The sequence below is a fragment of the Roseibium sp. MMSF_3544 genome, assembly GCF_030732845.1.
Classification (GTDB): domain Bacteria; phylum Pseudomonadota; class Alphaproteobacteria; order Rhizobiales; family Stappiaceae; genus Roseibium.
In genome coordinates, this window is record NZ_JASHKA010000001.1 from 428,184 (window position 1) to 440,676 (window position 12,493).

The following is a 12,493-nucleotide window of genomic DNA, read 5'->3' on the forward strand; positions in this document are numbered from 1 at the left end:
AAGTCCTGAGTAGATTGTGGTCCCCGGATGGATATCACGAAATCGCCTCCAGGGAAGAGGCGCGGTATTGCCATTCGATTGCACGTCCGAGGATCGGATCGGTCAGAGACATTTTGAAGTCGGCGGCCGCACGGACGCCGCCGATCGCCGGCAAGGTACCGCACAGCATAGCGGTTCCTTCGTGCACACTTGCGCCTTCTATCAGGTGCTCCAGCGGCAATATCGAGGAGAGTGTGCCATCCTGATAGAGGGTCCAGTCTCCCTTTTCCATGATCCAGGACTGCAGCGTGAGCTTGTCGGTGTGTGGCGCCACTTCTTCATACGCCCAAAGCGTGCCGGCGACAGGCTTGGCGCAGATCTGCTTGGATGCGGCGACTGAATGGGCCTCCAGGGCACGGTCTGTGTGATCAGATGCAAGGCCCATCCAGAGCTTGCCGCCAAGACTGATGAGAAACGGTTCGGCTTCCCCCGATGTGTCCGGGCCCAGAACCTGGATGTCGGTTTCCTGGGTCAAAAGCGAGGGAGCGCATTGGTAATAGAGTGGGACTGCAGAGGGCGGCGCAACGCCGATTGCGGCCAGTTCCTCGATGTGGTGATCCACAGCGGCGCGATTCCGTCCGGTCCAGCCGGCGACGATGAGCCGGTCTGGAGCGCCCTCAAGCGCACCGGTGGCTGTCTGAAACTTCATGGGAATGATCTCTTACAAGGTTGAGGGCAGGAAGAGGGCGATCTGGGGCATGAGAATGAGCAATCCGACCATAGCCAGCATGGCAAGCGCATAGGGAATGCAGCCGAGCATGACGTCGCTGAAACTGCCGGACTTTCGTGCCGCCTGGACGACGTAGAGGTTGAGGCCGACCGGGGGTGTGATCAGTGCCATCTCGACCAGGATGATCATCAGGATCCCGAACCAGATCTTGTCGTAGCCGAGCTGGACGATGATCGGTACCACAATCGGTATGGTCGCAACCATGAGGGAAAGCGTTTCGATGAAGAAGCCGAGCACGATATAGATCAGGATGATCACCAGAAGGGTCTCCAGCGGGCCGAGACCAAGGTCGGTGAGAACACCCTGCAGCGCGCGGCTGACACCGGCGGCCGTGAGGGCAAAGTTCAGAACATAGGCACCGATGACCACGAGCATGATCATGGCCGACGTCTTGACCGAGCCTCGCAACGCGTCCTGGAGCATGGCCCATGACAGCGCTTTTTGGTGCGCGGCTATCAGAAGGGCAATGGCAACGCCGACGGTGGCCGCCTCGGTCGGCGTCGCCCAGCCCGCGTAGATCGAGCCGACGATTGCGCCGAAAAGTCCGAAAATGGGAAGGAGGTCCGCCAGTCCCGCCAGTTTTTCCGAAAGTGAGCTGGACTGGCGCGGACCGCCGAGACCCGGCCTGAAGACACACATGATCACCGTGATCAGCATGAAAAGACCTGCCAAAAACAGACCCGGGACAAGGCCGGCCAGAAAGAGTTGGGGGATCGAGCTTTCGGTCAGGAAACCATAGACAATCAGATTGATCGACGGCGGGATCATGATCCCGAGCGTGCCACCGGCGGCGATCGCCCCGGAGAAGAGTTTTTGATTGTATCCGAGCGACTGTGCCTGCGGCATGGCAACCGTCGCGACTGTCGCTGCGGTCGCTACCGACGATCCAGAGGTTGCGGAAAACATGGTCGACGTTGCGATGTTGGCGTGGATCAACCCGCCCGGCATCCAGGCAACCCACTTTTCCAGGGCTGTATAGGTCCGCCGCGCGACACCGCTGCGGACGAGGATCTCACCCAGAAGCACAAAGAGGGGAATGGCGATCAATGTGGCGCTGTTCGATGAGGACCAGACAACCTGCCCGAGACCGCGCATCAGCGGGAACGGGCTGAAGAACGTGTCGATGCCGAACGCCAGCAGAAACAGAACAATGCCGACGGGGATCGACAGCGCCAGCAGGCCCAGCAGGCCGACGGATGTGAACGCGATCATGCTTCCCCCCGTGCACCGGCAATGGCGTCAACGGACTTGTAGTCCGATGCCAGAAATTTCACGAGAACGGACACCAACAGGATACTGGCGGAGAGCGCAAACCAGACCCAACCGGCCCACCAGAGTGTCTGCGGGATCCAAAGGGGTGTTTCCAGCGGTGTGTTGGCGCGTGCTCCGGTTGAGAGTGTTTTTTCCAGAACGCCCCAACCACGCCAGGCAACCACAATGGCCGTGCCGGAGAGGCAGATCAGGGACAGGATGTCGAAGATTGCCCTGCCCAGAGGAACGAGGCGCTGGCGAAGCAGGTCGATGCGAACATGTGCCTGCTCCGTCAGGGCGTAGCTGATGCCCCAACTGGTGGTGATAGCCATGACATAACCGGAGATTTCGTCGACTCCCCCGAGCGAACCGCCCAACCGGCGGGCGATGATCTCGATTAGCGTGAAGACCACGCACGCGAGCAGCACCAGACCGACCGCGATTGCGATGCGATCATTGATCCGTCTTAAGAGGTTCACCAGGGAAGTCATCGAAGCCTCGGCTCAGTTTGTTTCCAGATTGACGCCGGTGACCTTGCCGACACTGTCACTCCAGCGTTTGGCCCAGTCGCCGCCCGCACGTTCAGCCCAGTCCGGCAGAACCTCGGTAATCAGCACGTCTTTGGCCTTGGCCTGATCGGCTTCACTCGCCTCCACCAGAACCAGTCCGCGCGCTTCACCATATGGGCACTCGCCGGTGCCGGTCAGGCAGGCGACATCGTTTTCAAGGGCATTTTGGGCAGACTCCCAAGCCGGGGCTTCCAGGTTCTCCTTCACACCCTTTTCCAGCGCCGCTTTCTGGTCGTCGGACAGGGAGTTCCATTTGTCCAGGTTGATCGCGGTGACAACAGGATCCCACCCGCCGAGCGGCAGCGGCATCAGGTGCGTGGAGACTTCCCACCAGCCGGCATTGTAGCCGGAGCCTGCACCGGTAATGGCACAATCGACAACACCGCGCTGCAGGGCGCCCGGCACTTCGCCGAAGCCGACGTTGACACCTTCCGCGCCAAGGGCCTCTAGGAACTTGGCAGTCATGCGGCCGGAAGCGCGTACTTTCTTGCCCTGCAAATCATCGAGGGAGGTGATCTCCGCGTTGCAGAAAACGACCTGGGGCGGGTAGGGCGCAATACCGAGGACCTTGGCGTTGAAGACATCCTTGTAGATATCGTCGACCATGGGTCTGGCGGCTTCAACCGCTTTTTGCGCGGTTGCGGCATCGGTCGCAATCAGCGGCACATCGAGGCCCTCAAGGGCAACGCTGTCTGACACCGCGTAGTCTGCAACTGTCATGCCGACATCGAAGACGCCCTGGGACAACAGACGGAAGACGTCACCGCCGGCAATGCCCATCTGGTCGTGCGTGGTGAGAGCCGATGTGAGATCGCCGCCGGACAATTCCGGAAGCTTCTCGTTCCAGAACGGGGCTTCATACTGCTTGTGAAGCGGCAGACCGCTCCAGCTTCCAACAACGGCAAGCTCTTCTGCCTCGGCATTTGTTCCGGCCGAGATTGCAATCATGGAGATTGCGGACAACAAAACCAGTTTTCTCATGTCGTTCGTCCTCTGTTTTTCAAATCTTTCAGTTAGTTATCGTTATAGGGGTAAAGCGGGGTCGTGTGTTCGCCGACATCGGCGATCAGCATTGCGCCCGGAGAATGGGTTATGGACAGGGGCGGCCTTGCCCTCATGATCGCAGCTTGTGGTGTCACGCCGCAGGCCCAGAAAACGGGTATTTCACCTTCGTGGAAAGTGACCGGCTCGCCCCAGTCGGGCGAATTGAGGTCGGAGATACCGATTGCTTCCGGGTCACCGACGTGCACCGGCGCACCATGGGCGAGCGGATAGTTTGCGCAGATGTCGAAAACCTCGTCGATCCGGCTCGCCGGGATCGGCCGCATCGACACCACCATTTCACCTTCAAAGGGACCACTAGGTGCGGTTTCCGTTGACGAGCGGAACATCGGCACGGTGACGTTACTGTCGATGTGCCGCATCGCGATTCCGGCCTTGCGAAGGGCGTCCTCAAAGGTGAATGAACAGCCGATTGCGAATGCGACCAGATCGTCGCGCCACAGCCCGCTCAGGTCGTTGACCTCTCTTTCGAGCACGCCGTGGCAATAAATGTTGTAGCGCGCCGCATCGGTGCGAATGTCGATATCCTCACCAAGCCGCGGAATGTGCGCATCGCCCCGTCTGGAAACGCCTGCCAGAGGGCAAGCCTTGGGATTCAGCTTGCAAAAGGTATGAAAGTCGTCGGCGTAATCGCCTGGCAGGATTGCCAGGTTGCACTGAAGATTGCCCTTGGCCAGACCGGCAGTGTGCCCCGAATAGCCACCTTCGCGGATCAAGCGGCGCTGGGCGAACGTGTCCATTTCAAACAGGTCTGGAAGCTTGGTCAGTCCGCTGGTCATGTCCACCTCGAAAAGTCGCTGGCAAAATGCTGCGGCGGATCTATGATCAAGTCAAATCGTGATTTTTTGTCCAAAGTGATCAGTTTTTTGGATCGCTTTCGGGAGAGACCGCATGACCTTTGAACAGTTAAGAACGTTCCTGACCGTTGCGCGCATGGGTGGTGTGCGGAAAGCAGCTGAACAGATGAATGTCTCTCAACCCGCTGTTTCGACACGAATTTCGAGCCTGGAAACCTATCTTGGAACTGAACTCTTCAGCCGGGGGTCTACGGGTGTCGCGCTCACCCGGAAGGGTGTTCTGCTGAAGGATCACGCCGAGCAGATCATGGCCATCATGGAAAGGATCAAAGGCGACGTCATGGCTGAGGACAGTATCAGCAGCCTGCTGCGCCTTGGTGTTGCGGAGACCGTTGCCCAGACCTGGCTGCCCGATTTCCTGCGCGAACTACACAACAGTTTTCCAAAGCTCACGATTGAGGTTTCGGTCGACATTTCCATCAATCTTCGGGAAATGCTGCTTGACCGCTCTTTGGACCTCGCCATCCTGATGGGCCCGATTTCCGAATACAGCGTCGACAATCTGGACCTGCCGCCCTTCGAACTCGCCTGGTACCGTCCGATCCACCTGACAAAGCCGGACCTCAGCATCACACCCGTCATAACCTACAACCGCAATTCCCGGCCGCACCGGGAACTTACCCACGAGCTGCGCGGCCGCTATGGCAGCACCGCCCAGATTTTTCCGACCAACTCTCTCTCCACCGGGTTCGAGATGGTGGCCTCAGGCATCGGGGTGGGCATATTGCCCGCCGTTCTCGGGCGCCGGCTGGTGGAAGAAAACCGTATTGCGACGTTCGATCCGGGCTGGCAGGCGACCCCTTTGTCTTTCACCGCAACCTATATCGGCGAGCCCAGAGACGAACTGATTGCCAGGGCAGCGCGCGTCGCTCAAAAAGTGGCGCGGGAGTATGGAGCGGAGGCGTGAGGGGAAGGATGCGCCCGGGCGAGCGCCTGTTACAGGCCTTGCGCGTGTGAGCCACAAGGGGATCGTCGCGCATTGGAGGTAGGCTGCTCGGCGATCCTACACCTGAGACAACGCCTCTTGAAGATGCCTGGTAAATGCACGAGCGGAAGGTTTCGTTCGCTTTCCGCCAGATAGAAGCGCGTGTACCTCAATGTTCCCAAGGTCCCAATCAGGCAGCAGCCTGATCAACGACCCATTGGCAATTTCGTGCCTGCATCCCCAAAGCGCCGTGTTGACAATTCCCATTCCTGCAAGAGCGGCGTGTGTTGTCGCCTCGTTCACTGTGACCAGAAACCTTCCATCGACACGAATGGACTGTATTTTCCCGTTCTTTTCAAAGCTCCAACCGACCTTGCCTCGGCTGGACGGACCCAACACGATCTGATGATCGATGAGGTCAGACGGCTGGGTCGGGTACCCCGCACGTTCGAGGTACTTTGGAGAGGCTGTAATGATACGCGGCGGATTCCCGAGCTTTCTTGCGACCATGGTAGAGTCGTCCAGCGGTCCGTAGCGGATTGCAACGTCAATTGCTTCGTCAATCAGGTCTTGCCGCGAATCCGTCAGAACAAGCTCTACTTTGAGTTTTGGATGGTCTGCCAGAAATGAAGGCAAGATCGGTATGATTTCCCTTTGCGCAAAACTGGTTGCGGCGCCGACCCTCAATTTGCCGCGTAGCTCACCTGACCCGCGGACAAAGTGATTTGCCTCCTCAATGTCCGCGAGGATCGGCTCGACCCTTGTCAGATATTCTTCCCCGGCTTCGGTCAGTCTTACGGCATGCGTCGACCGCGCAAACAGCAGGACTCCAAGATCTTTTTCCAGGTTCGAAATAATGCGGGACACTGACGGTTGCGACAGGCCGACCTCCTTGCCGGCAGCGGTAAAGCTGCCGGTGCGGGCCACGCGCGAAAACAGGTGAAGTGTCGAAAAGCTGTCGGTCATTTGCTTCTCAAATAACAGTTAGATGCATTTAGACGCTACCGTCCAAAACTTCTATGAGCAACTTAGAATGCATCGCTCCAGGTCAAAGGTGAGCGCTTTGTCCAGGCCCAGTCCAGCGTCCGAGCATTTCGCGAGGACATAGAGTGTCTGATTGCATCGAGAGAACGAGAAATGACCAGACAGATTATCAATCGGCGACAGTTTGTGGGCTCTGCCCTAGCCGGAACAGTTGCCGTATTGGCCTCCCGCGCGAATGCAGCAACAGGCGTCGCGGTTGGGCACAAGCAGGTGTTGGCTCTTTCCGACGGACATTTCAACATGCCGGTGGACATGTTTCTCGGTACGCCGGAAAGCTTGCGCGCCAAGCTTGGCAACCCGGCGCAGATTGCAGCGAACACCTATGCTTACCGCACAGAAGAACGAACCTTCCTATTTGACGCCGGTGCAGGCAGGAGCGACTTCATCACAAAGGCCTTTCCGACCGCAAGCAAGCTACCCGAAGACTTGCAACTTGCCGGGATCGCTTCGGAAGACGTGACCGATATTGTCATTACGCATATGCATCCGGATCACGTTGGAGGTTTGGCCGCAGGCAATCGAATTGCCTTCCCGAACGCTCGCATTCACATCGCCGCGTCCGAGTGGAATTTTTGGAACGCGCAAGGATTCGATACCGCTGCACCTGATGCGATGCGCCCGATGGTGGCGGCCGTGCAGGAAATTTCCAGGGTCGTTGAACACAATGTTGTTCTTCACAACGGCTCGGCTGATTTCGGAGACGGAGTGAATGTTATTCCAGCGCCGGGTCACACGCCCGGACACACGGCTGTCGTTCTGGACGGAGGCCGAGAGCAACTGGTTCTGGTCGGCGATCTGACCGTGCATGAAGACGTGCATTTTGCAAACCCTGCCTACGGCTGGGCGCTCGACATCGACGGCGATCAAGCCGTGAAATCGCGCAAAACGCTCCTCGACATGATTTCAACCGATGGCCTGATCATGGGAGCTGCCCATGTCTCCAGACCTGGTGTCGGTCGCGTTGAGCGCAACGGCAGCGGCTTTCGTTTCCTTCCTCTCTAACTGTCCAGATATGTATCGGAAAATCCAATGGCTACCTATTTGCAATACACGATCGAGAACGCCCCCGAGGCGTCCAAGCCTATCCTTCAAGGCATTCAGAAAAAGCTGGGCTTTGTGCCGAACCTGATGGCCACCATGGCAGAAGCGCCGGTTTTGGTGGAAAGCTACATGACCATGATGGGCATTTTCGACAAGACGGATCTCACGCCGACCGAGCGCGAGATTATCCTGATGACCAACAACCGCCTGAACGGATGCACGTATTGTATGGCTGCGCATACCGCGGCATCCAAGATGACCGGTGTGGATCCTGGTGTCCTTGAAGCCCTGCGAGCGGGTACACCGATTGCAGATCCAAAGCTGGAGGCTTTGCGGAAGTTTGCAGTGATCATCAACCAATCGCGCGGTTGGGCGAGCGAAGAACAGGTCGATGAACTGATTGCCGCCGGCTACACAAAGCAGACTGTTCTGGAAGTGATCGCAGGAACAGCCCTCAAGGTCTTGTCAAACTACACCACCCACATCGTCCATCCCCCTCTCGACAAAGCATTTGAACCGATGGCATGGACCGCGGAGATGGCTGCCGAATAGCGGGGGTTGCGCGCCCGGACGATTTGTTGCCTTTCAGCTCGTCGCGCATCGGTCGAACGGGTGTTCGCTCGATCGCCTCCGTAAGCATTCGGCGCAACACCAGGAAAGGTTGGGCGTATCCACCCCAGATCTGCAAATCCCTCGGGACTATTCAGTGAGCCAAAATTGTCGGGTGGTGCACTTCCGGGGCGCCGCCCGTCTTCGTCTTCCAATGGTCCCAGGTGTCATGATTGACCGATTTTGTTCATACGTTTTTCAAATAACCATTACTCATTGAGCCTGTCTACCGTGATGAATTCAACTGACCGATATTGAGGTCAGGCGGCGCGAATTGCACAGGCCCTGCCAGCAACAAAAACCCTTGAAACGGAGATTTAAAAAAATGTCCCTCCAAGCAAAACTCGACGGTTTCAAAGCCAAATTCAAGACGATGGCCCCTGAGGGAGCGTTCGACACCTTTGCGCGTTCAACCCAGGAGCTGATCGATAGCGGACAGGCCGAGCGCGCGCTCAAGGCCGGTGAAAAGGTTCCGGATTTTGTACTGACGGACTCGGACCGGAACGAAGTCAGCTTAAGAGACCTGCTGGCCGAAGGCCCGGTCGTCCTGACGTTCTATCGCGGCGTCTGGTGCCCCTACTGCAACATCGAGCTTCAGGCGCTGGAAGAGGTTGCCGCTGATATTCGTGCCCGTGGCGCCTCATTGGTTGCGATCTCCATGCAGGGTGCTGCAGACAGCCGTAAATCCCAAAAGGACAACAAACTCAGCTTCCCTATCCTGACAGACAAAAACGGTGAGCTGGCAGACAAGCTCGGCATCCGTTGGTCTTTGCAGGACTACGTGATCCCGTTCCACCAGGGCTTCGGCGTTGAACTGCCCCGCATCCACGGGGACGGCCAGTGGAACCTGCCGATGCCGGCGCGCTACGTCGTCGACGCCGATGGCACCATCGCTTACGCCGAAGTGAACCCCGACTACACCCGTCGTCCAGAGCCGGCAGACCTGTTCCCGGTTCTGGATAATCTGGCATCCACTGCTGCCGCCTGATCCGCTCCCGCGCCTCATTTAGATGAGGCGCAGGTTCCTGGTCCAGTGAGCGTGTCTTGAAAGTTGCTCCCCTGCGTCTCGCTCAACTGTCCCGACTTGATGCTGAATTTCGGAAATCGAAGGAAATCTTGTTATGAAAGGTAAACTTATCCTCCCGTACATCATGCTGAATCTCCTCTCTGGCGTCGGTTCTGGTGTCATGTTCTGGTGGTCGAATTACGATCCGATCTGGATCGGTGCATTCTTCGCCACTTTCCCGATGCCGTTTTTCCTTATGGTGCTCAGCCAGACATTCGGCATAGCGCGGACCTCCAAACGCCTCCCGATTCTCCAGCTGATCAGCTTTGCCGCCTTGGCGCAGGTTGCCTTCGTCATGTACACCCGCGGTGGCCCGTCGACACTGTTTGAGTATGCGGCACTTGGGATCACGGTTTTCGGCGTGCTCACAATGCAGTGGTATATCTGGATCTTTTCCGACTACGGCCGCAAGAAAAGCGCCGCCATTATGAAAGGCAAGGCGCTGCCTGAGCTTCCCCTGCAACGCCTCGACACATCCAGGACCACAACGGCGTCGTTTGTTGGCGAAAAAACATTGATCGTGTTCTTCCGCGCCAACTGGTGTCCGTTCTGCATGAATCAGCTCAAGGAAGTTCGGGCGCAAGCAGATCGCCTTGCAAAGGCAGGTGTAAAGGTCAAATTCGTCTCCAACCAGGGCATTGAGAACTCGACCAAACTCGCCAAGGATCTGAAGCTGCCGGATCACTTCGAGATCTTTCAGGACCAAGACCTACGAGCTGCCAGGGCACTCGGTATCGAAGATATCGGCGGTGCGCCTTCGGGCATGCCTGGCTACCCGGCTGACACTGTCATGGCGACGGTGATCGCGCTCGATGCGAACGGGAACGTTCTGTTCGGTGACGAGACCGACAACTACCGCGTTCGTCCGCATCCCGACACCTTCCTACCTGTATTTGAAGACAAGAATGGTGCGACGCGGTTCGCCGCCTGATGCGGTCGTCCCCCCATCTGACGCCGCGGCTCACGGCCGCGGCGCGGCTACAATCCTCCAAATTCGAAGTGACTATCAAATGACCTATGATCTCCAGGGAAAAACAGCTCTCGTGACTGGCGGCGCGCGCGGTATTGGCGCAGCGATCGTTGAACGTCTGGCTTCCGAGGGCGTCAAAACGGCCTTCACCTATGTCAGCAATCAGGCTACAGCCGAAGATCTGGCCTCGCGCCTCGGCCCAAACACCCTTGCTATCCAAGCGGATGCGGCCGATCCCGGGCAGACCAGAGCCGCGGTCGCCAAAACAGTCGATGCTTTCGGCCACATCGATATTCTGGTCCACAACGCCGGTGTCTTTCGCACTGGCCCGATTACCGATTTCGATTTCGATGCCTACCGCCAGCAATCCGCAATTAACGTGGATGCGGTCTATGCAGGAACCCACGCCGCAGTTCCTCATATTCCGGACGGTGGCCGCATCATCGTGATCTCGTCGGTAAACGCAAAGCGGATGCCGTTTGAAGGCTTTGCCGCTTACGGTGCGACCAAAGCCGCGACGACAGCGCTGGTGAAGGGGTGGGCGAGAGATCTGGGAGCACGCAACATACTGGTCAACGCGATCCAACCGGGCCCTGTCGATACCGATCTCAATCCTGCGGCGGGACCGTTCTTCGAACCTGTATCGGCTTTGACAGCATTGAAGCGGTACGGAAATCCCTCCGAGATTGCCAATATCGTGGCCTTTCTTGCGAGCGATCAGGCCAGCTTCATCACCGGCGCCGCGATCGATGTTGATGGCGGCATGGCGCTTTAAACTACACCGTGCGAAACAGCTGATCGCGCTGGGGGTGATTTAAAGTCGATCAGACTAAAGCGTCCCTCGAGCCGGCTAAAATTGGAAGCCGGCTATTTCAGGAACCTGGTTGGTCCAATCGAACACGACTGGCGATATGGGCACCTGAATTTCACCGCGTCAGCTCAGCGCGCCCAACTATTCAGGTCCTCGGCAAAACCGGTCACTGCCGCCTCGATGAGGGCCTTGCCGTGTTTTGGTGTTGCCAGCGCTGAATGCGATCCCACGCGGCCATCCGGAAAGGTGCGGCGGTGTTCGTCAGGAGGGCCGTGCCGGTCACCCGCGTGGGCCCTGATGTAGTCTGCCGACAGTTTCCGCGGCGGCTCTGTTGCCGAGCCCGGCGGCAGAATACGGTGGGTTGCTTGAGTGATCGCGACTTCAGAAGGCGTCGCGTGCATGCCCTCCCAGTCGCCATAAAGATCCCTGCGGAGTTTGTTCACGGCTTCAAAGTCCCACCAGGAACGAATTCGGATCTCCAATCTGTCACCGGCACTTACTTCTGCCTCGCTGGCGGCCTGGCCGACCGGTACGAGGTTTGCGCCGTGGCCGTTGAAAAAATAGATCCGTTCAAATCCTTGACCGTGCAGGCATGAAATTATCTCCGACACCATTGTTTTAAATGTTGCCGCCGACACCGAAATTGTGCCCGGAAACGCGGTGTTGAAGGGTGCAGGCGTCAAGGCCAGTGTGGGCGCAACAAGCGTTCCGGTTCTCTCTCCGGCTAGCCGGGCGATAGTCTGGGCGCAGAGCGCGTCCGTGCCGATCAGGCCCATGGGGCCGTGCTGCTCGGTCGAGCCGACAGGCAGGATGATGGTCCGGTTTTGCTCAAGATAGGTTTCCACCTCAAGCCAACTGGCGAGATCAAGCCTCATTTGGATGCCATCCATGTCTTGAGACGGGGTCCATATTGGGACAGCTCATCGGAAACGGCCTTGTGCGCGTGTAAGTTCTTAAGATGGTGCCGGAGACCGGGACTGAGGATCGGGTCCATCCGGAAGTAATCTGTGAGTTCTTCGATCCACATCGACGTCACCGGCAAACCGCAATCGGCAAGTGTCAGCTTTGCCGTGGCTGCCGGAAGGAGTGTTTCCATCTGTGCCAGTCTTTCGGACAAGGCCTGCCACTTTTCGGAAACAGCTTGTGCGTTTGGCGCGCGTCCGATCATCGGAAAGAGGGCGCGCACAGCCGGCTCGAGCCGGGTGTCGTGAAATCGAGACCGCTCGCGGAGCCTTGCCCGTTCGAGACTGTTTCCCGGCAACATGTCGGGCTCCGGCCAGACCTCGTTCAGATACTCGGCAATTGCTTCACTGTCGCTCAGCAACTCGCCGTCATGCTCCAAGGCGGGAAGGCTGCCACCGGGGACGAGGTCCTTATACGCCTGAGATCCGTAGCCGCCGGGAGGGAGCACTTCTTCCCATTCCAGTTGCTTGTGACGGAGCACAATGCGCAGCTTGGCACAATAAAGGCTTATGGGAACCGCGAAGAGCTTCAACATTCGAGGTGAGGGGCGCCGCAT

Annotated in this window: 14 protein-coding genes; 6 read left to right on the forward strand and 8 right to left on the reverse strand. The window is 58.0% G+C overall.

What is annotated here, in order from left to right:
* Positions 1–34 precede the first annotated feature (34 nt).
* From RBB47_RS01895 to RBB47_RS01915, 5 genes are read right to left on the reverse strand one after another with little or no spacing between them, the layout of a single operon-like run.
* Positions 35–688, reverse strand: coding sequence for a DUF2848 domain-containing protein (locus tag RBB47_RS01895; RefSeq protein ID WP_305984022.1), 654 nt, complete (start codon positions 686–688; stop codon positions 35–37).
* Between the two features lie 12 nt (positions 689–700).
* The gene (locus RBB47_RS01900; RefSeq protein ID WP_305984023.1) at positions 701–1,981 is read right to left on the reverse strand and encodes a TRAP transporter large permease; all 1,281 of its coding nucleotides are present in this window, start codon (positions 1,979–1,981) and stop codon (positions 701–703) included.
* On the reverse strand, positions 1,978–2,511 hold the full coding sequence (locus RBB47_RS01905; protein ID WP_305984024.1) for a TRAP transporter small permease subunit: 534 nt from the start codon (positions 2,509–2,511) through the stop codon (positions 1,978–1,980). The genes RBB47_RS01900 and RBB47_RS01905 overlap by 4 nt, the downstream gene beginning before the upstream one ends.
* A gap of 12 nt (positions 2,512–2,523) precedes the next feature.
* On the reverse strand, positions 2,524–3,570 hold the full coding sequence (locus RBB47_RS01910; protein WP_305984025.1) for a TRAP transporter substrate-binding protein: 1,047 nt from the start codon (positions 3,568–3,570) through the stop codon (positions 2,524–2,526).
* A 32-nt stretch (positions 3,571–3,602) separates the two neighbouring features.
* Positions 3,603–4,430 carry a putative hydro-lyase gene (locus tag RBB47_RS01915; RefSeq protein WP_305984026.1) on the reverse strand — a complete coding sequence of 276 codons (828 nt, stop codon included), beginning with the start codon at positions 4,428–4,430 and terminating at the stop codon, positions 3,603–3,605.
* A 112-nt stretch (positions 4,431–4,542) separates the two neighbouring features.
* Between RBB47_RS01915 and RBB47_RS01920 the strand changes: the two genes are divergently transcribed.
* Positions 4,543–5,415, forward strand: coding sequence for a LysR family transcriptional regulator (locus RBB47_RS01920; protein ID WP_305984027.1), 873 nt, complete (start codon positions 4,543–4,545; stop codon positions 5,413–5,415).
* 96 nt (positions 5,416–5,511) lie between these two features.
* On the opposite strand, the gene RBB47_RS01925 is transcribed toward RBB47_RS01920, so the two are convergent.
* Positions 5,512–6,399, reverse strand: a complete 888-nt coding sequence (locus RBB47_RS01925; RefSeq protein WP_305984028.1) for a LysR family transcriptional regulator — start codon at positions 6,397–6,399, stop codon at positions 5,512–5,514.
* Between the two features lie 171 nt (positions 6,400–6,570).
* On the opposite strand from RBB47_RS01925, the gene RBB47_RS01930 reads away from it, so the two are divergent.
* From RBB47_RS01930 to RBB47_RS01950, 5 genes are all read left to right on the forward strand, one after another.
* On the forward strand, positions 6,571–7,479 hold the full coding sequence (locus tag RBB47_RS01930; RefSeq protein ID WP_305984029.1) for an MBL fold metallo-hydrolase: 909 nt from the start codon (positions 6,571–6,573) through the stop codon (positions 7,477–7,479).
* A gap of 27 nt (positions 7,480–7,506) precedes the next feature.
* Complete coding sequence (locus tag RBB47_RS01935; protein WP_305984030.1) at positions 7,507–8,070, forward strand: carboxymuconolactone decarboxylase family protein; 564 nt, start codon at positions 7,507–7,509, stop codon at positions 8,068–8,070.
* Between the two features lie 382 nt (positions 8,071–8,452).
* On the forward strand, positions 8,453–9,115 hold the full coding sequence (locus RBB47_RS01940) for a peroxiredoxin-like family protein (protein ID WP_305984031.1): 663 nt from the start codon (positions 8,453–8,455) through the stop codon (positions 9,113–9,115).
* A gap of 133 nt (positions 9,116–9,248) precedes the next feature.
* Positions 9,249–10,124, forward strand: a complete 876-nt coding sequence (locus RBB47_RS01945) for a peroxiredoxin (RefSeq protein ID WP_305984032.1) — start codon at positions 9,249–9,251, stop codon at positions 10,122–10,124.
* Between the two features lie 79 nt (positions 10,125–10,203).
* On the forward strand, positions 10,204–10,938 hold the full coding sequence (locus RBB47_RS01950) for an SDR family NAD(P)-dependent oxidoreductase (protein WP_305984033.1): 735 nt from the start codon (positions 10,204–10,206) through the stop codon (positions 10,936–10,938).
* A 164-nt stretch (positions 10,939–11,102) separates the two neighbouring features.
* On the opposite strand, the gene RBB47_RS01955 is transcribed toward RBB47_RS01950, so the two are convergent.
* The gene (locus tag RBB47_RS01955; RefSeq protein ID WP_305984034.1) at positions 11,103–11,849 is read right to left on the reverse strand and encodes a creatininase family protein; all 747 of its coding nucleotides are present in this window, start codon (positions 11,847–11,849) and stop codon (positions 11,103–11,105) included.
* Complete coding sequence (locus RBB47_RS01960; protein WP_305984035.1) at positions 11,846–12,472, reverse strand: glutathione S-transferase family protein; 627 nt, start codon at positions 12,470–12,472, stop codon at positions 11,846–11,848. The genes RBB47_RS01955 and RBB47_RS01960 overlap by 4 nt, the downstream gene beginning before the upstream one ends.
* Positions 12,473–12,493: the final 21 nt, after the last annotated feature.

Coding starts and splice junctions, on each gene's coding strand:
- RBB47_RS01910 (WP_305984025.1), bottom strand. CDS start 3,570: ATGAGAAAACTGGTTTTGTTGTCCGCAATCTCCATGATTGCAATCTCG.
- RBB47_RS01905 (WP_305984024.1), bottom strand. CDS start 2,511: ATGACTTCCCTGGTGAACCTCTTAAGACGGATCAATGATCGCATCGCA.
- RBB47_RS01940 (WP_305984031.1), top strand. CDS start 8,453: ATGTCCCTCCAAGCAAAACTCGACGGTTTCAAAGCCAAATTCAAGACG.
- RBB47_RS01915 (WP_305984026.1), bottom strand. CDS start 4,430: ATGACCAGCGGACTGACCAAGCTTCCAGACCTGTTTGAAATGGACACG.
- RBB47_RS01895 (WP_305984022.1), bottom strand. CDS start 688: ATGAAGTTTCAGACAGCCACCGGTGCGCTTGAGGGCGCTCCAGACCGG.
- RBB47_RS01925 (WP_305984028.1), bottom strand. CDS start 6,399: ATGACCGACAGCTTTTCGACACTTCACCTGTTTTCGCGCGTGGCCCGC.
- RBB47_RS01930 (WP_305984029.1), top strand. CDS start 6,571: ATGACCAGACAGATTATCAATCGGCGACAGTTTGTGGGCTCTGCCCTA.
- RBB47_RS01935 (WP_305984030.1), top strand. CDS start 7,507: ATGGCTACCTATTTGCAATACACGATCGAGAACGCCCCCGAGGCGTCC.
- RBB47_RS01960 (WP_305984035.1), bottom strand. CDS start 12,472: ATGTTGAAGCTCTTCGCGGTTCCCATAAGCCTTTATTGTGCCAAGCTG.
- RBB47_RS01950 (WP_305984033.1), top strand. CDS start 10,204: ATGACCTATGATCTCCAGGGAAAAACAGCTCTCGTGACTGGCGGCGCG.
- RBB47_RS01955 (WP_305984034.1), bottom strand. CDS start 11,849: ATGAGGCTTGATCTCGCCAGTTGGCTTGAGGTGGAAACCTATCTTGAG.
- RBB47_RS01920 (WP_305984027.1), top strand. CDS start 4,543: ATGACCTTTGAACAGTTAAGAACGTTCCTGACCGTTGCGCGCATGGGT.
- RBB47_RS01945 (WP_305984032.1), top strand. CDS start 9,249: ATGAAAGGTAAACTTATCCTCCCGTACATCATGCTGAATCTCCTCTCT.
- RBB47_RS01900 (WP_305984023.1), bottom strand. CDS start 1,981: ATGATCGCGTTCACATCCGTCGGCCTGCTGGGCCTGCTGGCGCTGTCG.